General features: G+C 74.4%; 16 protein-coding genes. 4 read left to right on the top strand and 12 right to left on the bottom strand.

Going from position 1 to position 19,999, the window contains the following annotated elements:
- Positions 1–71 precede the first annotated feature (71 nt).
- Positions 72–1,238 (top strand): methyltransferase domain-containing protein, encoded by a 1,167-nt coding sequence (locus ABZ479_RS30120; RefSeq protein ID WP_500464504.1) that lies wholly within the window; start codon positions 72–74, stop codon positions 1,236–1,238.
- Entirely contained in the window at positions 1,235–1,609 is a 375-nt protein-coding gene (locus ABZ479_RS30115) for a GntR family transcriptional regulator (RefSeq protein ID WP_500464503.1), read from the top strand. Before ABZ479_RS30120 ends, ABZ479_RS30115 begins: the two co-directional genes overlap by 4 nt.
- Before the next feature lie 16 nt (positions 1,610–1,625).
- On the opposite strand, the gene ABZ479_RS30110 is transcribed toward ABZ479_RS30115, so the two are convergent.
- Entirely contained in the window at positions 1,626–2,168 is a 543-nt protein-coding gene (locus ABZ479_RS30110; RefSeq protein ID WP_500464502.1) for a TrmH family RNA methyltransferase, read from the bottom strand.
- Entirely contained in the window at positions 2,168–3,283 is a 1,116-nt protein-coding gene (locus ABZ479_RS30105; RefSeq protein WP_499603759.1) for a DUF5925 domain-containing protein, read from the bottom strand. Before ABZ479_RS30105 ends, ABZ479_RS30110 begins: the two co-directional genes overlap by 1 nt.
- A 130-nt stretch (positions 3,284–3,413) precedes the next feature.
- Here ABZ479_RS30105 and ABZ479_RS30100 point away from each other — a divergent pair, with 130 nt between their 5' ends.
- On the top strand, positions 3,414–4,835 hold the full coding sequence (locus ABZ479_RS30100; RefSeq protein WP_500464501.1) for a xylan 1,4-beta-xylosidase: 1,422 nt from the start codon (positions 3,414–3,416) through the stop codon (positions 4,833–4,835).
- 620 nt (positions 4,836–5,455) lie between these two features.
- Here ABZ479_RS30100 and ABZ479_RS30095 read toward each other — a convergent pair.
- The 7 genes from ABZ479_RS30095 to ABZ479_RS30065 all read right to left on the bottom strand — a co-directional run bounded on the left by ABZ479_RS30095 (position 5,456) and on the right by ABZ479_RS30065 (position 14,013).
- Positions 5,456–5,659, bottom strand: a complete 204-nt coding sequence (locus tag ABZ479_RS30095; RefSeq protein WP_500464500.1) for a hypothetical protein — start codon at positions 5,657–5,659, stop codon at positions 5,456–5,458.
- Between the two features lie 118 nt (positions 5,660–5,777).
- Positions 5,778–9,548 carry a lipopolysaccharide biosynthesis protein gene (locus ABZ479_RS30090; protein ID WP_500464499.1) on the bottom strand — a complete coding sequence of 1,257 codons (3,771 nt, stop codon included), beginning with the start codon at positions 9,546–9,548 and terminating at the stop codon, positions 5,778–5,780.
- Positions 9,541–10,365, bottom strand: a complete 825-nt coding sequence (locus ABZ479_RS30085; RefSeq protein WP_500464498.1) for a polysaccharide deacetylase family protein — start codon at positions 10,363–10,365, stop codon at positions 9,541–9,543. The genes ABZ479_RS30090 and ABZ479_RS30085 overlap by 8 nt, the downstream gene beginning before the upstream one ends.
- Positions 10,366–10,417: 52 nt before the next feature.
- Positions 10,418–11,380: a glycosyltransferase family 2 protein gene (locus ABZ479_RS30080; RefSeq protein WP_500464497.1), complete on the bottom strand. Its 963-nt coding sequence runs from the start codon at positions 11,378–11,380 to the stop codon at positions 10,418–10,420.
- Positions 11,377–12,174 (bottom strand): glycosyltransferase family 2 protein, encoded by a 798-nt coding sequence (locus ABZ479_RS30075; protein WP_500464496.1) that lies wholly within the window; start codon positions 12,172–12,174, stop codon positions 11,377–11,379. The genes ABZ479_RS30080 and ABZ479_RS30075 overlap by 4 nt, the downstream gene beginning before the upstream one ends.
- A gap of 413 nt (positions 12,175–12,587) precedes the next feature.
- The gene (locus tag ABZ479_RS30070) at positions 12,588–13,685 is read right to left on the bottom strand and encodes a GNAT family N-acetyltransferase (protein ID WP_500464495.1); all 1,098 of its coding nucleotides are present in this window, start codon (positions 13,683–13,685) and stop codon (positions 12,588–12,590) included.
- 1 nt (position 13,686) lies between these two features.
- Positions 13,687–14,013, bottom strand: a complete 327-nt coding sequence (locus tag ABZ479_RS30065; protein ID WP_499603746.1) for a hypothetical protein — start codon at positions 14,011–14,013, stop codon at positions 13,687–13,689.
- A 460-nt stretch (positions 14,014–14,473) separates the two neighbouring features.
- Here ABZ479_RS30065 and ABZ479_RS30060 point away from each other — a divergent pair, with 460 nt between their 5' ends.
- Positions 14,474–15,265: an SGNH/GDSL hydrolase family protein gene (locus tag ABZ479_RS30060; protein ID WP_500464494.1), complete on the top strand. Its 792-nt coding sequence runs from the start codon at positions 14,474–14,476 to the stop codon at positions 15,263–15,265.
- Positions 15,266–15,369: 104 nt separating this feature from the next.
- On the opposite strand, the gene ABZ479_RS30055 is transcribed toward ABZ479_RS30060, so the two are convergent.
- The 3 genes from ABZ479_RS30055 to ABZ479_RS30045 all read right to left on the bottom strand — a co-directional run.
- A complete protein-coding gene (locus tag ABZ479_RS30055) occupies positions 15,370–17,019 on the bottom strand; it encodes a serine/threonine-protein kinase (protein ID WP_500464493.1) in 1,650 nt (549 codons plus the stop codon).
- Between the two features lie 82 nt (positions 17,020–17,101).
- Positions 17,102–18,778: a nickel transporter gene (locus ABZ479_RS30050; RefSeq protein ID WP_500464492.1), complete on the bottom strand. Its 1,677-nt coding sequence runs from the start codon at positions 18,776–18,778 to the stop codon at positions 17,102–17,104.
- Positions 18,775–19,999, bottom strand: a 1,225-nt coding sequence (locus tag ABZ479_RS30045; protein WP_500464491.1) for a tetratricopeptide repeat protein, incomplete at its 5' end; no start/stop codon positions are given. The genes ABZ479_RS30045 and ABZ479_RS30050, both read right to left, overlap by 4 nt.

Below are 19,999 nucleotides of genomic sequence, written 5' to 3'. Positions count from 1 at the left end.
TCCGCGCCTGCGGCGGCGGGGGCGGCCCACGGTCATCCGGCGTTGTCAGTGGCGGGTGGAAGGATCACGGGGTGGGCGAACCGAGCAAGGACACGTACTGGGACACCGTGGCGGACCGCTTCGACGAGGAGCCGGACCACGGTCTGCGGGACCCCGCGGTGCGGGAGGCATGGGCGGCGCGGCTGCGGGGATGGCTGCCCGGCGCCCCGGCGGACGTGCTCGACCTCGGCTGCGGCACGGGCAGCCTCGCGCGGCTCGCCGCCGAGCAGGGGCACCGGGTGACGGGCGTCGACCGTTCACCGCGGATGGCCGCGCTGGCCCGGGCGAAGCTGGCCGGCACCGGGGCCCGGGTTCTGGTCGGGGACGCGGCCGGACCGCCCGTCGCGGACGGCCGGTTCGACGTGGTGCTCGTCCGCCACGTGCTGTGGGCGCTGCCCGACCCCGTGGCGGCGCTGCGCCGCTGGGCCCGGCTGCTGCGCCGTGGCGGACGCCTGGTGCTGGTCGAGGGCTGCTGGGGGGAGGCCGAGCCCGCGGGCATCCGCGCCGCCGAACTGGCGGCGATGGTCCGGCCGCTGGCCGAGCACACCCAGGTCGAGCAGCTCGCCCACGACACCGCGCTGTGGGGCCGCCCGGTCCACGACGAGCGCTACGCCGCGGTCGTGCGGATCAAGCAGCCCCGCAGGCACACGGAGATCGTCGACGTCCACCTCGTGCTCCGCCGCGGCGACGAGGTCCTGCTCGGCCGCCGGGTCAACACCGGTTACGCCGACGGCCTGCTGCACGCCCCCTCCGGCCACGTCGAGGACGGCGAGGACGTCCTGACCGCCATGATCCGCGAGGCCCACGAGGAGGTGGGCGTCGTGCTGCGCCCCGAGGACGTCTCCGTCGCCCTCGTCATGCAGCACCGCGCCCCCGGCGGCGGCGAGCGCATCGGCTGGTTCTTCGCGGCGGACGGCGACGCCCACGAACCGGTCAACCGGGAGCCGGACAAGTGCTCGGAGCTCGGCTGGTTCTCCCTGGACGCGCTGCCGGACGACATGGTGGCGTACTGCAGGGCCGGCCTGGAGGCGTACCGCGCGGGCGAGCGCTTCCTGCTGCACCTGCACGAGCCGGGCGACTCCATCGCCCACGACCCGGCGGGTCCAGGCCGTGCCGTCGTCCTCGCGGACGGCGTGTGCAGCACAATGGCCGCGACAAAGAGCGCCGATCCGTCCCGCCGGGAGGACGACACACCGTGAGCCTCAAGATCACCGTCAGGCCGGACGCGGCCACCGCCCCCTACGAGCAACTGCGCGAGCAGATCGCCGACCAGGCCCGTTCCGGCGCCCTGCCGGTCGGCTACCGGCTGCCGACCGTCCGCGGCCTCGCCGACGACCTCGGGCTGGCGGCCAACACCGTGGCCAAGGCCTACCGGGCCCTGGAGGCGGACGGTGTGATCGAGACCCGCGGCCGCAACGGCACCTTCGTCGCCGCCGCGGGCGACGCCGCCGCGCGGGAGGCCGCGTCCGCCGCGTCCGCCTACGCCCAGCGCGCCCGGCGCCTCGGACTGGACCGGGCCGCCGCGGAGACCGCCGTGCGGGACGCCCTGCGCGCCGCGTACGAGGCGTAGCCCGCGCCACCACCGGTCACAGCAGCCCGGCCAGCTTGTAGAGCGCAAGCGAGCCGGCGACGGCGACGTTGAGGCTGGCGCCCGTGCCCACCATCGGGATCTCCACGGCGAGGTCGAGCAGGTCGAGCGCCTCCGGCGGTATGCCGTGCTGCTCGTGCCCCAGCACGACGACGGTGGTGCGCCGCGCCGCCGGCAGGTCCGCCAGCCGTACGGCCTCCTCGGCGAGTTCCACCCCGACGACGTGCGCCCCCCGGTCGCGTTGCCGCTGCAGCCAGCCCAGGGGGTCACCGGTCCAGTGGACGCAGGCGGGCCGCCGCAGGGTGTTGCCGCGGGCGAGCGCCTCCGGCACCCAGGGGAAGCGTGGGACGACCAGGCACGCGCCGACTGCGTCGCACGTGCGCAGCAGCGTCCCCAGGTTCACGCCGTGCAGCGGCCACAGCGGCGCCGCGTACAGGTGGTCCCAGCAGCCGTGCGACCGCGGACGGCGTCCGCGGCGCAGTTCCGCCGGGGTACGGGTCCGGATCCGCCCCCGCGCCCCGGCGGGGGGACCCCCGGACATCAGAGGTAGAGGCCTCCGGAGGCGGAGGCCGGGGTCGTCTGGTGGGGAAGCGCGGTGCCGCCGGAGGAGGACGCGGCACGGCGCAGCGCGTACAGCTCCGCGAGCGTGGCACCGTCCCGGCCGACGCCCTCGGACGTGCCGAGCCACCCGGTCGCCTCGGCGCGGGTCAGCGGGCCCACCTCTATCCGGGCCAGGCAGCGGCCGGGACGGACCACCGCCGGGTGCAGACGCTCCAGGTCCTCGTTGGTGGTGATGCCCACCAGGACGTTGCGGCCCTGGCCGAGCAGGCCGTCCGTGAGGTTGAGCAGCCGCGACAGGGCCTGCCCGGTCTGGTGCTTGGCCTGGCCGCGGATGAGCTCGTCGCAGTCCTCCAGGAGCAGCAGCCGCCAGCGGCCCGGCCCTTCGGAGTCGTCCTCGCCGATGGCGATCTCCATCAGGTAGCCGACGTCGTTGAAGAGCACCTCGGGGTCGAGGACGCAGTCCACCTGGCACCAGTCGCGCCACGACCGGGCCAGCGTGCGCAGCGCGGAGGTCTTGCCGGTGCCCGGCGGACCGTGCAGGAGCAGCAGCCGGCCGCTGACGTCGTCGGCGGTGAGCTTCATCAGCCCGTCCATGGCCTCAGCCACGGGCGCCGTGTAGTTGCCCCGCACGTCGTCCCAGGGGGCGGCGCTGATCTGCCGGGTGATGCGGTGCGGGCCGCGGCGCGGCGCGACGTACCAGAAGCCCATGGTCACGTCGTCGGGCTGCGGTTCCGGCTGGTCCTCGGCGTCCTCGACGGCCTCGGCCAGGACGCGCCGCGCCAGCTCCTCGCTGACCGCCGTCACCGTCACGTCGGCCCGGCGGTGCCAGCGCGAGACGAGGATCGTCCAGCCGTCGCCCTCGGCGAGGGTCGCGCCGCGGTCCTTGTCCCGCGCGGAGCGCAGCACCGACCCGCCGCCCGGCAGGAGCGTCAGCCCCGACTTGACCCGGTCCAGGGACGTGCCGCAGGAGTAGGGCTGCTCGCCGGTGACGAAGCGGCTCAGGAACAGGGCGTCGATGGCGTCGGACGGCGAGTCGTCGTCGTTCATGCCGAGACGGATGGACAGGGCACGATGCGGGGGCGTTGCGTCGGGCATGCCGCACATGATCCGGCACAAGGTCCGCATTCGCACCGGGTTTTTGCGGAGTGGCGGAATACCCCTGAATCCCTGAACGGCCGGTGAAACCGGCCCGATCCGGGCATCGCGGCGGTTACCCTGACGGGTGATGGGACGTCATGCGAACGTGCGTGTGGGGTTGCCGGGGGCCGGGCGGCGAGGCGTCACCGTGCTCCTGGGCATCGGAGTGGCCGCGCTGGTACTCCTGTTGGCGATGTGCGATCTCGGGGGCGGCGCGGGCAGCACCGCGCGCGGCAGCGGCGGCGCGGGAGGCGGGGTGCACGGTCCGTCGACCGCGCCCACCGGAAGTCCCACGACCGGACTGGGCTTCGGCCTGACCCACACCGAGTACAGCGCGGACCACGGCGGCCGCACGGCCAAGCGGTCCGCGGAGCGGCTGCTGTCGGAGCGTGCGCTGCCGCAGAACCAGGCGATCATGGGCTGGGGCGCCGACAACCCCGAGCCCTCGCCCGGCACCTACGACTTCGGGGAACTCGACGACCGGGTCGACCTGGTCCGCGCCAGCGGCGGCACGCCCGTCATCACGCTGTGCTGCGCCCCGGACTGGATGAAGGGCGGCAAGGCCGGGACGACCGACTGGTCGCGGCTCGAGGTCGCCCCCGACCGCGCGCACTTCGACGACTTCGCCGCGCTCGCCGCCACCGTGGCCCGGCGCTACCCGGACGTGCGGCACTTCATCGTCTGGAACGAGTTCAAGGGCTTCTGGAACGACGGCCGGCAGCGCTGGGACTACGAGGGCTACACCGACCTCTACAACCGGGTGTACCGCGCCCTGAAGGAGGTGAACCCCGGCAACCTCGTCGGCGGCCCCTACCTCGTCATGGACAGCTTCGCCCCGGGCGACGACGGCAACGGGGACGCCTCCGCGACCCTCAAGGGCCCCTGGGGCGCCGCGGACCGGCGGGCCCTGGACGCCGTCGACTACTGGCTGGAGCACAAGGCCGGGGCCGACTTCATCGTCGCCGACGGCTCCAGCACCAGCCGCGACGACCGCATGCGGCCCGACGAGTTCGCCGCCACCGAGAAGTTCGCGGCGGTCGGCCGCTGGCTCGAGGAACGCAGCGGCGGGCTGCCCCTGTGGTGGGCCGAGTGGTACGTGGAGCCCGACGACGGCAGTGCCGGCTGGGACGAGCCCCATCGCACCGCCGTGCAGGCCACCGCGATGATGGAACTCGCCCGCGGCGGCGCCGACGCCGCCTTCTACTGGAACCCCCAGGAACGCGGCCGTTCCTGCCCCGGCTGTCTGTGGACCAGCACCGAGCTCTCCTCGGGCGGCGGGGAGCAACTGCCCATGATGGACCTGCTCCGGCGCTTCGCCGCCGCTTTCCCGCCGGGCACCCGGTTCCGTGACGTGTCCGTCGCGGAGGACGACCGGCCCAACGTGCGCGTCCTCGCGGACGACCGCGCCGTCCTGGTCGTCAACACGCTCGGCCGTACCATCCGGGCGACGGTCGACGGCCGTTCCTTCGACCTCCCCGCGTACGGCGTCCGCTGGCTGCGCCGGGGGTAGCCGAGCCGGGTGCGGGGCTGGTTGTTCGGCTGTCCCGCCGTGTCGCGCCCTGCGGGCGCAAAGCGGCTGGCTGCGGAGGGGAGGGTGGGGGTCCGGGGCTTGTCGGCAGTGTGCGGGTGGGTGGGTGGCTGGGGTTCAGGCGCCGGAGCGGGTCACGTTTCCGGTGGCCTCAGGTCTCGTTGCCGTCAGCGGGTATAGATGGCCGGTTGCCACGCCATCCGTGGGTGGTGGGCGCGCCCGCCGTAACCCGCGACTGCGGGTGATTCGGGGTGCTGCCTGGGCGGTCGGCGTGAGATCGGGCTCTGTTTCGACGGTATGGACGTCGGAAGAGAGCCCGATGTCGGGATCGGGGAAGCACCCGCAGACGCCGGTTACGGCGGGCGCGCCACTCACCAAGGGTGGGCGTGGTCACCGGCCATCTGCACCCGCGGACGGCAACGAGACCTCCGCCGAGGGAGAGGCACCCCGCTCCGGCGCCCGAACCCCGACCGACCACCGGGCCGCACACTGCGAACAAGGCGGCCCCCACCCTCCCCACCGCAGCCGGCGCTGTGCGCCCGCAGGGCGCGAGACGAACCCGCACCCGCCGGTCCACCGAACCTCCGGCGGGCCGCGGTCGGTCAGCCCACGGTGCGGATCAGCCACTCGTCCGGGTTGTAGGTGTCCCTGGCGGGCTGCGGGGCCGTGGCCGGGGTCTCCACGAAAGTGTCCTCCGGGCGTATGCGGTCCGGCAGCTTCCCGAAGCGGGCGCGCCGCGACTGCGCGGCCTCGTCCTCCACGGCCGGGTCCGCCACGGTCCTCCGGGGGTTCTGGTCCTCGGTCATCGGGCCACCTCCTTCACTCCTGCCACGACAACGCGGAGGCTCGGACGGGTGTTCCCCCGGGGGGCCACCCGACGAACCCCGGTGGCCCCCCGCCGGTACGGGCGGGGGGCCCGGCCGGTCACCGCAGGGTGAGGAACCGCTCGACCGTGGCGGCCAGGAACACCAGCAGCAGCGGCGCGGCCGCCAGCAGCGAGATCCGCATGCCGCGCCGCCGCCGTGCCTCGGGCAGCGTGACCCGGGCCAGTTCGCGGGCGCCGAGCAGCACCAGCAGCGCCACCCCGGCCAGCACGCCCGCCGCCGTCCAGGCGTTCCAGGTCACGACCGGGAAGACGCGGCCGGGCCGTGGCTCCGGTACCGGCCAGTCGGCGGGCTGCTCCCGCAGCTCGTACAGCGTCGCGTCCCCGTCGCGCAGCACCGGCCGCAGCTCGGGGCGTGCGTCGAGGGAGCGCAGCAGCTTGTCCGGCCAGGTCGCCGAGAAGCCGGCGTCCAGCTGCAGGTAGGTGTTCTGCCCGCGCGACACCATCAGGTACGAGTTGGGCCCGGCGTCGCGCAGTGCCTCGACCAGCGGACCGACCAGCACCGGGTCGCGCGGGGCGAGTACCGGCACGTACGTCACGCGTTCCATGTCGCGGGCGTTCCACGGCAGGCTGGGCGTGACGTCCTCCATGGGGTCGGTGCTGAGCCAGACCACCCGCGCGGTGGGCCGGTCGTGCTCGTAGACGTACTCCATGGCCGCGACCTCGCCCGTGCGGACCCGCTCGAAGGACTCGTTGCCCCAGCGCGCCACGAGGAAGCCCGCGATGAGCACCCAGCCGGCGAGCAGCGCCGCGACCGGCCCGCGCCACCCCCGGTCCGACGAGCTGCGCGGGAAGATCGCCAGCGCGCCGAGCACACAGGCACCGGGCAGGGCGAAGAGGAACACCCGCAGTGCCATCTCGCCGCCGTAGGACTGCATGCCGAAGCCGAGGAAGGGCACGAACAGCAGCACCAGCAGCGCCCGGTCGGTGAACCCCGCCCAGCGGCGGCGCAGCCAGCCCAGGACCGCGAGCGCCATGACGGCGCCCGCCAGCGCCACCCGCACGTAGAGCACCAGCTTGTGTACGGTGCTGCCGCCCTCGATGCGCCCGGAGACGCTGGAGGAGACGTTGCCGCCCAGCGAGCCCATGCCGCCGAACAGCTCGTCGAAGTGACCCGACCAGTACGGCTCGGCGACGAAGCAGATCCACCCGACCAGCAGCACCCCGCACAACAGGGGCAGCCCGGCCGGCGTGGAACGGCGGACGAGGACCAGCACGGTCAGCACGCCGAGCATGACGAACGGGGTCAGCTGGTGGCTGACGACCGAGGCGGCGAACAGCCCGACCAGCAGCGCCAGCAGCAGCGCCCGGTCGCCCCGGCCCACCGTCGGCACGTCGGCCTCGCCCGGGATCAGCTTGCCCGCGGGCGGGCCGGCGGCGCGGAACCACACCAGGAGCACGGCGGCGAACATCAGGTAGAGGAGGTGGTTGAGGGACTGCGGGGAGAAGTAGTCCTGCCCGACCCAGCCGCACAGCGCGAACAGCCACGCCGCGCACCACTTGGCCCGCCGGCCGGCCCGGACCGCGCGCAGCAGCAGCGCCAGCGGGGCCAGGGAGAGCAACTGGACGGCCAGCGGCCACCAGCGCAGCACCTCGGTGAGGTCGGTGACCCCGCAGGCCGAGGCGACGAGCGTGACCACCGCGAAGAAGCCGGGCCACGAGAACCGGGCGTCCATGTCGGGCGCCGCGTCCCCGGTCCGGCCGATGTAGTCGATGAAGCCCGCGTGCTGCCAGGCCGTCGCGAACCGCGGCTGCTCCTCCAGCACCGCCGGGACCGCGTGCAGCGACACCACGGTCGCCAGCAGGACGGCGGTCAGGAGCCATGGCCGCCGGCCGGGCAGCCACAGTCCGCAGACGAACGCCAGGACGAGCAGCGCCGCGCCGGCCAGCGTCGCGGGCGGCAGGACGGAGACCAGGCCGAGCCCGTTCATGGCGTCCAGCGAGCTGTCGTCCATGCCGCGCAGGGGCAGCCAGTACAGCCCGAGCGCGCACAGCAGCAGTCCCCACACGCCGAGTTCGAGCAGCAGGGTGCGCCCGCGCCGCCCCTCCTCCGGAGGCGGCTGCGCGGGCGGGCCCGGTCTCCCCGGCCCGTCGGTGGAGGGCTCCGCGGCCCTCCGTGCCGGGGACGCGGGGAGCGCCGGGAGCGCTCGGGACGCCGTCGCGGACGCGGACGCCGGCTTCGACGCCGGTGCCGGCACGGCGGTGCCCTGCGGGGGCGTCACATAGGGGCGCCGCTCCGGGTGGTCGAAGTCCATGCGCACGCCGAGCTGGAGCGTGTCGCTGTCCAGCGCCGCGGCGCGCGCCCAGCGCGTGCCGTAGACGATCTCCAGGTCCTCACCGGCGGCCGTCGTCTCCGCCGCGCGCGCCGCGTCCGCCGTGTCCGCGGCCTCGGTCGCCCCCGCCGTCTCCGCGGCTGCGGCCGGCTCCGCCGCGGGGACGGTGGACGCCGTGCCGGAGACCAGCCGCCGCAGCCCGACCAGCGAGACCAGCGCGATGACGACGAGGCTGCCCAGTTCGGCCCAGCCCGCGCCGGTGATGCCCAGCGGGCCCAGCAGCGCGAGGGTGAACCCCAGCACCAGGACGCACAGCAGCCCCTGGAGCACGGCGAGGAGGCCGGTCCGGCTCTGGGCGCGCAGGATGCCGAAGTACACCTCGATCAGCACTCGGGTCAGCGAGCAGAGCGCCAGCAGCCGCAGCAGCGGCGCACCCTCGCGTGCGTAGCCCTCGCCGAAGACGCCGAGTATCTGCGGTGCGAAGACGACCATGAACAGGGCGATCGGGACCATGATCCTGGCCATCCGGCGCAGCGCGGCCCGGCAGTTCTCCGCGATCCGCGACGGGTCGTGCGCGCCCTCGACGGTCAGCGAGGCGCCCATGTTGATCGCCAGCAGGTCGATCGTGCCGCCGATCGTCATCGTGATGTAGAAGTACGCGTTGTCCTCGGAGCTGATCTGCGAGGCCACGATCACCGGCACGAGGTAGACCACGGCGAGGGCGAAGAAGGAGCCGGTCGCGTCCCCCGCGACGAAGCGCCGCATCTCGCGCGGCGGGGGCGCGGCCGTGGTGCCCTCGGTCGCCTTGACGTGCCGGGGCACCAGCCGCCGGAAGACCAGCCAGCCGAGCGGGACGACCGACAGCGCGATCGCGGCGACCCACGAGACGAAGACGCCCGCGGTCGGCACGGCCGCGGCGATGCCCACCAGCAGCGCCAGCTTGGCCGCGGAGAAGACGGTGTTGCCCACCGGCACCCACACCGCGCTGCGCAGCCCGGTCAGCACCCCGTCCTGGAGGGTCAGCAGCGACCAGCCGACGACCGCCGCGAGGAAGCCGAGCCCGTTGACGGGGCCGTGCAGGAAGCGGTACGAGGGGCCCCAGAAGTCCAGGGTCAGCAGGAAGACCGCCGCGGCGAGCGCCACGACCGCCGAACTCCCCGCGTACGTACCGAAGATCAGCCGCCCGGTACGGCGCCCCGAGACGGGGATGAACCGGGCCAGCGCCCCGGTGAGCGTCACGGCGGTGAGCCCCGCGAGGAACTTCATCGCGGCGATCGCCGCCGAGCCCTGGCCGACCGCGTCCTCGGTGTAGTAGCGCGCGGCGACCAGCCAGTAGCCGAGGCCCAGCACCGCGGAGACGCCGGTGTTGAGCATCAGCGCGTACGCGTTGCGGAACAGCTGGTTGCCGCCGCGCTGGGCGGTCGTCCCCCCGTCCTCGCCCCTGTCGAGGGGGCCGCCGCCCGTGGCGGCGGGCGGCGGCGCGGCGGTGGCCCCGGGATCCGTGGTGGTCGTGCTCGTGGTGGCCGTCGTCTCAGACACGGGTCTCGTGCACCTTCCGCAGGCACCGCCGGGCTCTGCGGACCAGGGCGTACCCCTTGGTCAGCGCCCGGTCCTTGGCGAAGTCGCGGGCGACGGAGCGGCCCTCGACCAGCCGCTCGAACTCCTCGGTCCCCGTGCTCCGGCGTACGGTCACCCGGGCCAGCGCGTACGGCCCCTGGCGCCGGCGGTCCGCGAGGGCGTTGCCGACGGCGAGGGCGGAGGTGAACCCCGCGGAGCGCACGGCACGCCGTACGCGGCGGCTGGAGTAGCCGTACGGGTAGGCGAAGGAGAGCGGGGGAGCGCCCAGTTCGTCGCGCAGGACCTCCTTGCAGCGCAGCACCTCGGACCGCAGGCGTTCGTCGTCGAGCTGGTCCAGTTGGGGATGGGTGTGGCTGTGGCCGCCGATCTCCACACCGGCGGCGTGCAGTTCGCGCACCTGTTCCCAGTCGAGCATGGTGTCGAGGGCGGCGCCCGGCACCTCGTACGGCCCGCGCAGCCAGCCGGTCGAGACGAAGAGGGTCGCCGGGAAGCCGAGGCCCTTCAGCACGGGGAGGGCGTGCCGGTGCACGCCCTCGTAGCCGTCGTCGAAGGTGATCAGCACGGGGCGGGGCGGCAGCGGCCGCCCCGCGCGCCACGCGTCGGCCAGTGCCGTGCTGCCGAGCGGGCTGAAGCCCCGCGCGGCGAGCAGCGCCATCTGCCCGGCGAAGGCGCCGGGCCTGACCGACAGCCCGCGCGTGGCGGGCGCGGGCGTGTCGGTGACGGCGTGGTACATCAGGATCGGCACGGGGCCGCTCCCCTGCCCGGCCGGCTCGGTCATGCGAGGGCACCTCCCGGTGCGTTGTGGTCGGACGGGGACGCGGCGCTGGGTCTCATGCCGGGCCGGCCTCCCCTCGGGTGCGGAACCGGGCGACGGCGTAGCCCGCCGCCGTCGTCGCGACGCCGGCGACGATGGCGCCGGCCCGGCCCGCGCCGCCCGGACGTCCGCGCAGGGCGTCGCGCAGCCCGCGGGCCGCGCCGGCGGGCAGGACGCGGGTGGCGTACCGCCGTTCGGTCGCGAGCCCGGCGTCCGTGCCGACGCTGCGGGTGACCAGGGCCTTGGACAGGCCCTCGGCGTAGCAGCGGGTGCGGAAGTAGCCGAAGCGCTCCCGGGCGGCGGGGACGCGGTGCCAGATCACGGCGCGGTCGTCGATGAGCAGCAGGCTGCCCGGCTTGGCCTGGGTGAGCCGGATGCAGAACTCGGTCTCCTCGCAGCCCAGCGGCCGCCGGTCGCCGTCCCGGCCGATGCCGGTGGCGAAGCCCCCGGCGATGTCGAAGGCGATCCGCCGGAACGAGGCGTTGCCGCCCAGCACGTTGCGCACCCGGGCGCGCCCGGCGGGCTGCCCGCGGTAGGAGGCGCCGACCACCCAGTCGAACTCCTCGGGGAACCAGCGCGGCCGGCGCCCGGAGGCCCACACCGGGCGGGTGCGCCCTCCGACGCCCATGACGGCCGGGTCCCGGTAGGCGTCGGCGAACCAGTGCAGCCAGTCGCGTTCGGCGACGGCGTCGTCGTCGAGGAAGGCGACGACCTCGCCCCGCGACGCGGCGATGCCGGTGTTGCGGCCCGAGGACAGGCCGCGGGGGCCGGCGTTGGCGAGCACCCGCACGGCCGTGTCCTCGTAGTGGCCGGTCAGTCTTGCCAGCAGGACGGGGTTGTGGTCGACCACCAGCAGCACCTCGTGGGCCGGGAGGCGTTGCGCGTGCACCGAGGCCACCGCGGCGAGGATGTCCCCCCAGCGGTCCTCGGTGTACGCGCAGACGACCACGGACACCCGGAGGAGGTCCTCGTGGGTCACCGGGCCTCCTCGCGGCGGCCCGCCCGGCGCTCGCTCTTCTCCCGCAGGATGACCTTGAGGACCCGTAACCCGTCGCGGACCGCCCGCAGGTTGCTGGCGCCGTGGATGCGCACGTACTCGTGACTGGGGATCTCCTGGACCTTCAGACCGGCCGTGACCACTCTGATGTTCATCAGGGTCTCCACCTCGAAGCCCGTGCAGTCCAGGGTGATCTTGTCCAGGCAGTGCCGCCAGAAGGCGTTGTACCCGTAGCACAGATCGGTGTAACGGGCCCCGAACTTGGCGTTGACCGCGGCGCACAGCACGCGGTTGCCCAGCTTGCGGATGGGCGTCATGTCGTCGGTGCCCCCGCCGTTGGCGAAGCGGGAGCCCTTGGCGAAGTCGGCCCCGGCGACCAGGGCGGAGACGTAGGAGACGATCTCGGAGCCGTCCGCCGACCCGTCGGCGTCGACCATGACGATGATCTCGCCGGTGCAGGCGGTGAAGCCGGCGATCAGCGCGTCGCCCTTGCCCTTGCCGGTCTGCGGGACGATCCGCACGTCGGGCCGCAGCTCGCGGGCGACGCGGACGGTGTCGTCGGTGGAGTTGCCGTCGACCAGGACCACTTCGTGGATCCAGGACGGCAGGGTGGCGAACACGTGCGGCAGGTTCTCCGCCTCGTTCATCGCCGGGATGACCACGCTGACCAGCGGAGCGATGGCCAGGTGCGTGGAGACCGGCGTGAAATGGTCCGGCGCCAGGACTGCGGCGGTCTGCGCCTGCCCGGTGGCTGCCGGGCGCAGGAAGGAGCTCATGAGTCGTGTTTCCCTCTCGTCCGGTGGGCCGCCCGCGCGGGCGGCCCTGTGGCGTGTCCGGTTCGAAAGGGGGGTTGGTCTCACCCCGCCCGGGACCCCGCGCATGGCGGGCATGTCGGTGTCCCGTGCGCAGGCCGGCCGGGTGAGCGGGCATGCGTGACCGGCCGCGCGGTTCGCGGCTCGGCACACGTGTGACGGTGACCGAGCACGGCACCCCCCTACCGCGCCCCGCGGTTGTCCTGTCGCGACTCTCTGGCCCTCCCCTTGAGCCGCTGTGCATGACAGGTCGCCGCGGGTGGATGTACGACAATATTGAGGATTGAGACCCTATGGCAATACCTGACAGAGTGAATGCCGTTTTAAGAAATTGCCATGGACTCGTCTGATTGATCATGCCTGTACGGCAATGTCCGTTATTGTGCGCCGGCGCGCAACCGTCCCACACGCTTGAGGAATCGGTCCGCCGGCTCCCGCAGCGCGGGTCGGGCCGTCACCGCGTTGCGCAGCGCGCGCACCGGCGCACGCCGGGCGCGGTGCCCGAGCGCGACCGGATGACGGCGGGTCACCCATCCCTCGGAGACCGTCAGGTCCCGCGTCTTGAGCGACTCCTTGTACTCCTTGTGCCCCCGCCCCAGGTCGAGTTGGGCCACCCCCTCGGCGGCCGCCCCCTCCGCCATCCGCAGGTGCAGCACCAGGCCCGGGGAGAACTTGGAGAACTCCGTGTCGTACGCCGGGAACCAGCAGGCGAGCACGGCGGGCGTGCGCATCCCGAAGTGCGCCGCGACCGGCCGGTCCCCCGCGTACAGCACCGACAGCCGCCCGGCGAAGCCCTCGGTGCGGGTGTGGAAGAGGTGCTCCACCAACTCGACGATCCACGGCCGCGCGAAGCGGTCGCTGCGCCCGGTTCTTCGGTACTGCGCCGACTTCCAGGCCATCAGGCGCCGCAGCGCGGCCACGTCGCGCTCGTCGTGGACGTAGCGCACCTCGCCGGCGTCCCGGCCGAGCCTGCGCTCCTTGGCGAGCGTGGTCCGCAGGAACTTGGGCGAGTGCGCCCGAAGATGGCCGAGATACGCCTCGTACCCGTGTTCCACGTCCATGACGGGCGAGGGGTACGTACCGGTCGCGCCCTCCTCGAAGGGCTTCTGGCCCTCCATCAGGTGGTCGAACTCCCACAGGGCCAGGCCGCAGGCGCGCAGCAGCTCCCGCGCGTCCCACTGGAAGCCCGGCCGGTGCACGAGCCCCTGGCAGTCCGACAGCCCGAGCCCGACGGCCCGGCCCACGCCGGCCGCCGAGCGCTGGTGCGGGAAGAAGGCCACCGGGACGCCGTCCTCGCGGACCACGCCGACGCGCACCCCCCGGTGGTGGTGGGCCACGGCCAGCGTGAACTCCGGTGACAGGAAGGGATTCCCCAGTTGCGGGCTGCCCGAGGCCACGGCCTGGTCCTGCACGCGGGTCCACTCCGCCCGGTCGGCGGCGGTGAGCTCGCCGGGGCGGTACACGGTGATGTCCACTTTACGGAGTCCGCCTTCTCTCGGCCCGGGCAAGGGAGCGCCGCAGCAGCGGCAGCAGGAACAGCGCGGCGCTCAGCGCCGCGACCACCGCGACACCACCGCGGACCGACCACATGTGCAGGGCGAGCATGCCCTGCGCCACCAGCAGGTCGATCACGATCGTGCCGCCGGCCGCCACCACCGCCCGGCTCAGCGGGTCGAGGGAGCGCAGTGCCCCGGCGAGCGCGGCCGCCGGGGCGGCCAGCAGGAAGAAGAAGGTGAACGGTGCCCTGACGGGCGAGGCGATGTCCGCGAGCGCGAGCACCGCGCCGACCCCGCCGACTCCCACGGCGGCGCCCGCGAGCAGGGGAAGTGATTCGTTGCCGGTCGGGTGACCGGATGCGTTGTCTCTACGCGTTGGTTGCATTGGCGACTTTGCCCCCCAAAACGCCGGATGCAGAAGTTCAATGTCGCTCAATTCGGGCGCGTGCGTCAAGGAAGGGGCGAACAGAAGCGGCCGCCGCGCCCGATGGGGTGACGGGCGCTCGTGACGTGGGCGATTTACGTCGAACAGTTCGGACGGCCGGGGTGTTGTGTTCGATTGGCGTCGCGTTGGCGGCGCCCTTCGGGAGCGGGCCGACCGGGGGAGTGAGGTGCGGCGCCAGATGCGGCGTCAGCTCCGGTGCACACAGGGGCGATCGCGGCGTGCTTAGAAATGTTCATGTCAATAAATCTTGGCATGGACACTTCCCGAACGTGTTACTGCGCGGTACGAAAGACGCGGCAGAGATCCTGCTAAGGGAGGTTCCATGAGACTGTCCCGTTTCGTGTCAGCCGCATCCACACTTCTCCTTACCGCCACGATCGCCCTGTTCGGTACCGGTTCCGCCCACGCCGCCGGCCCCGTCTACGTGGCCCTGGGCGACTCCTACTCCGCCGGAGTCGGTTCCGGCAGCTACGACAGCTCGAGCGGCAGCTGCTACCGCAGCAGCAAGGCGTTCCCCCGGCTGTGGGCCAACACCCATAGCCCGTCCGGGTTCTCTTTCACCGCGTGTTCGGGAGCGACCACGACCGACGTGCTCAACAACCAGCTCGGTCCGCTCAACTCCTCGACGACGCTGGTCAGCATCAGCATCGGCGGCAACGACGCCGGCTTCGCCGACGTGATGACCACCTGCGTCCTCAGCTCCGACAGCACCTGCCTCAGCCGGATCAACCAGGCAAGGGACTTCGCCAACAACCAGCTGCCCGCGCGCCTCGACTCGGTCTACAACGCCATCAGCTCCCGTGCCCCCTCGGCGCGTGTGGTCGTCCTCGGCTACCCGCGCTTCTACAAGCTGGGCACCACCTGCATCGGCCTCAGCGAGACCAAGCGCAGGGCCATCAACGACGCGGCCGACCTCCTGGACACCGTCACCGCCAAGCGCGCCGCCGACCACGGCTACACCTTCGCCGACGTCCGCGGCACCTTCACGGGGCACGAGCTCTGCTCGGGCTCGGCGTGGCTGCACAGCCTCACCCTCCCCGTCTACGAGTCCTACCACCCCACCGCCTCCGGCCAGTCCGGCGGCTACCTGCCGGTGTTCACCTCCGCCGCGTGACCCGCCGCACGGCGGCGCGCAGCACCCGGACGGCATGAGACGAGGGGTGCCGGGCCATCGCCCGGCACCCCTCGGCCGTGCCGCGGCGGTTCGGGGCGCCGGCCTCAGGGGGTCGGCGCCGTGCCGTCCGAACCGCTCGGCGACGGGCTCGGCGCCCGGCACGTGACCGTGAACGGGACGTGTCCGGACTCCGATTCCACCGGGCTCCGCACGGCGAACGCGACCCAGCCCTCGATCGTGCCGTCCGGCTCGTAGGACGGCACCGTGTACGTGACCGTACGGCTCTTCGCGCCCCCCGCGGGGAAGTCCAGGGTCTGCTCGTCGTGGTCGGAACCGCCGGCGCTCGACGTCCAGCGGTAGGTGACCGTCACCGGAGTGCGGTCGACCGTGACGACCGCCGAGAAGGACGGCGCCTGCTCCGCGGGCGGCGGACAGCTCCCGGTGTAGGTGTCGCGCACGGCCGACACCGTGACGTGGACGTTCACCCGGGTCGGTGTGGCGGACGGCGCCGAGGAGTGCGGCGAGCCCGAACCGCCGCCGGCCGTCGCCTCGTAGCCGCTGGCCTCCGCGTCGTCCTCGTCCTCCGGCGAGCCCGTGGCGGACGGGGACGACCCGCCGCCCGGGGTCTCGCCGGCGGTGGTCGAGGGGCCGGAACCTCCCGGGTCCTCGTCGAACAGGGCGTAGGCCACGCCCCCGACGCCCAGCGCGAGGGCGAGCACGCCCGCCGTCATCGCCACCACCGCGCGGCGGGGCCGGGCCCGCGGACCGTCCGCGGGCGGGGGACCGTACCCGGGGCCGACGGGCGTCGTCGGCCCGAGCGGTGTGGAGGAGACCGGGGTCGAGGAGACAGGGGCCGAGCGGACCGGTGTGCCGCCCGGCCCCGGCGCCGGCAGCGGGACGGCGGCCCGCGTGGTGGCGTACGCCGTTCCGGCCCCCGGCGGGGTGCGCCCGGCGGCGAGGGCGTCCAGCAGCCGCTGCGTCTCGTCGCCCGCGAGCCGGGCAGCCGGGTCCTTCTGCAGCAGCCCCGTGATCACCGGGGCGAGCGCTCCCGCCCTGCGGGGCGCGGGCAGTTCCTCGTCCACCACCGCGCGCATCGTGCTCAGCGCCGTCTCGCGGCGGAACGGCGAACCGCCCTCCACCGCCACGTACAGCAGCACCCCCAGCGACCACAGGTCCGAGGCCGGGCCGGGACGGCGGCCCAGCGCCCGCTCGGGCGCCAGGTATTCAGGCGAGCCGACCAGTTCGCCGGTGCGGGTGATCGCCGACGACCCCTCGATCATCGCGATGCCGAAGTCGGTGAGCACGACCCGCCCGTCGTTGCCGATGAGCACGTTGCCCGGCTTCACGTCGCGGTGCAGCACCCCGGCGGCATGGCCGGCGCGCAGCGCCTGCAGCACCTTGCCGCCGACGCCCGCGGCGCGCCGGGGGTCCATGGGGCCCTCCGCGTCGAGGACGTCGTCGAGCGTCACGCCCCGCACGAGCTCCATGACGATCCACGGGCTGCCCTCGGCCATGGCCACGTCGTACACCTTGATGACGTTGGGGTGCTCGACCCGCGCCGCCGCGATCCCCTCCTGCTGCAGCCGGGCGTACAGCCGCTCGACCTCCCGGTCCTCCAGGCCCGGCGGGGCCTTGACCTCCTTGACGGCCACCTCGCGGCCGAGCAGTTCGTCCCGGGCCAGCCACACCACACCCATGCCGCCCCGGCCCAGCTCGCTGATCAGCCGGTAGCGCCCCGCCACGAGCCGTGTCATCGGCGTGTCCCCCCTTCGCTCCGCCCGCAGCCCAGCATGACCGAACTTCCTCCCCAACGGACCCTTTCAGCGGAAAGCTCCCTCAACCGGCCATCGCCAGCGCCGCCCTGAGCACCAGGCCGCAGCCCAGCACCAGCACCACGGACGCCGTGACCAGCGGCGCGAGCCGCCGCGCCGCGGCGAACGACCGCCCTCGGGCCCGCAGTACGGACGCCTTCCCGGCCAGCCGCCCGAGCCGGACGACGGCGAAACCGGCGGCCGTGAGCGTGACCGCCAGGCCCGCGCCGTACGCCAGGACCAGCAGGAAGCCGAACCAGGCCTGGCCCAGCGCGGCGGCGCCCACCAGGACGACGACCGCGGAGGGGCTGGGGACGAGACCGCCCGCGAAGCCCAGCAGGACGGTGCCCCGCAGGGTGGGCCGCGGCTCGTGCGGGTGGACGTGGACGTGCGGATGCGGATGCGGATGGACGTGCACGGGGTGGACGGGGGCGGGGCGTTCGGCGGTGAGGACGGTGGCGGGCACGGCTTCCGCGGCGGGCGCGGGCCTGGGCGCGGACGCGGGCGCGGGCGCGGAGGTGGGCGGGGCGTGATGCGGGCGGTCGTGGTGGGGATGCCCGTGGCCGTGGTGAAGGTGCCCGTGCTCGTGGTCGTGACCGTGCCCGTGGTCGTGACCGTGGGTCCGTCCCCGCAGCCGCCACGCGCGGCGGAGCAGCACCGCCCCTGCGCCGGCGACGAGCACACCGCTCGCCACCCCCAGCCAGCCGATGACCGAGGGCGCCGCTGCCGAACCGGTCGTCACCAGCAGCCCGAGCGCGAACACCCCCATGGTGTGGGTGACCGTCACGGAGGCGCCCAGCGCGACCATGTCCCGGCGCGAACGCCGGCCCCCCGCCGCGGCCGCCGCGGCCATCAGCGTCTTGCCGTGCCCGGGCGCCAGCGCGTGCATCGCGCCGAGCGCCAGCGCCGTCAGGAGCGCCAGGGCGGCGAAACCCGGGGTGAGCGCGTGCCGCGACACCAGGTCGGTGAGGGCCCGCGTCCAGCGGTCCGCGCCGCGCGGCAGCACACCGGCGGTGGCGGGGACGTCGTCCTCCGCCGCGAGCGCGGGGCCGCCCGGGGTCACCCGGAAACCGGCCGCGCGGTCGTCGGCGGGCGAGGAGAGCAGGTCCTTCGGGTACGCGGTGAGCCGCCGCGACACCGACTCCGCCGGCACGCCGGCGCCGTGGAGCGTCATGCGGTCGCCGCGCGCGGTGACCTCCCGCCAGCCCGGCCCCGTGGCGACGTCCGCCGGACGGTAGTCCAGGGACGCCGGCTCCCCGGACGGCAGCCGCGCCGTCATCCGGCACTCGACGCGCAGCGTCGTCAGTCCCGCCTGCCCCGGCCGCACCACCGCCGTCGCCCGGCGCACCGCGACCGGCTCGCGCCGGCCGTCGACGGTCGCCCGCGCGCCCTTCGCGGCGGCGTCGCAGCGCAGCGCCGCCCAGTCCGCCAACTCGGCGCGGCCCAGCGCACGGTCGCCGTCCCGGTCGATCACGGGTACGGCCTGTGCCGCCGGGATCTCGGCGAGGTCCTCGACGTGGTCGATCCGCAGCACACCGGGGGCGGCGACCAGGCCGTCGTAGCGGTTGACGGTGAAGTTGCCGAGCGGATGCGCCTGCGCCTGCCCCGCGGGCAGCAGCGCGAGGGCCGCTCCGGCCGCCGCCGTGACCGCCGCGGCGGCCGTCCTGTGCCGGATCCTGCGCCGGATCCTGTGCCGGATCATGACGGGTCTCCTTCGATGCGGGCCAGCGCACGGCGGGCGGCGGGGGCTGCGGTGGGCGAGAAGCCGGGGTTGAGCCGGAGTGCCGCGGTGAGGGAGGTCCTGGCCGCCTCGCGCCTGCCGAGGGCCGCCTCGATGACACCGCGGTGGTAGAGGAAGGCCGCGTTGCGGTAACCCGGCGCCGAGGAGCGCTCGGCGTACGGCAGGGCCTCGCGGTCGCGGCCGTTGACGTGCAGGGCCCAGGCGAGCGCGTCGGCGGTGTGGACCGTACGCCTGCGCGACCATTCGGCCCGTGCCGCCCGCAGCGCCTCCGCGGCGTCCCCGTGGTCGGCGGCGACCAGCGCCGCGTCCAGGTCGGTGGCGACGCCGTTCGCCCTGGCGAGGGCGATCCAGGTGCCGACGACCGCGTACTGCCGTGCCGCACGCTCCTTCCGCCCCGCGGCCTCGTACAGCTCGCCCAGGGCGGCCAGTTGGGCCGGCAGCGGGTAGCGGTCGACGACCGTGCCCAGGTCGCGCAGCGCCTTCTCCCGGTCGCCGAGGGCCTCGTGGGTACGGCCGCGGCCCTCGACCGCCGGCAGGTATCCGGGGTCGGCGCGCAGCGCGGTGGTGAAGTGCCGCAGCGCGTCCGGGTAGTGGCCCTGGCTCCAGGCGAGCTGGCCGAGGGCGGTGGCGACGTAGGCGGTGTCGCCCGGGGTCGCGGCCGAGTCCAGGGCGCGGGTCAGGATGCGGCGGGCACCGGCGGTGTCGCCGCGCAGTTCGTGGACGTAGGCGAGACGGGTGAAGACCGGGATGCCGGGGCGCACCGCGTCGGCGTGCTCGGCGGCGCGCAGCGCCTCGTCGTAGCGGCCGAGTTCGACCAGGGCGTCGACCCGTACGGCGAGGGCCCGTTCGGCGTAGGGGTTCACCTTCAGCGCCCGGTCCGCCTCGGCGAGGGCGGTACGGAAGTCGTGCCGTGCGGCGGCGAGCGCGGCACGCCCGGCGAGCGCGGCGTCGTTGCCGTGCGGGGAGATCCGCAGCGAGCGGCCGAAGGCCGCCTGGGCCTGCGGGTAGCGGGTCGGGTCGCCGCTGGTCCTGGCCTGCTCGACGTATGCGGCGCCGAGCGCGGCCCACCCCGCGGCGTCCTTGGGCTGGGCCCGCAGGTGCGTCTGCAGGGCCGCGATGCCGCCCGCGAGGTCGCCCTCGGCGAGGCGGTCCAGCGGGGCGTCGGCGGCGGGCGCCGCGGCC

The organism is Streptomyces sp. NPDC005722 (assembly GCF_040630935.1).
Lineage (GTDB): Bacteria > Actinomycetota > Actinomycetes > Streptomycetales > Streptomycetaceae > Actinacidiphila.
The sequence above is the reverse complement of the archived record's forward strand: the minus strand, read 5'-3'. Positions and strand labels throughout refer to the sequence as shown.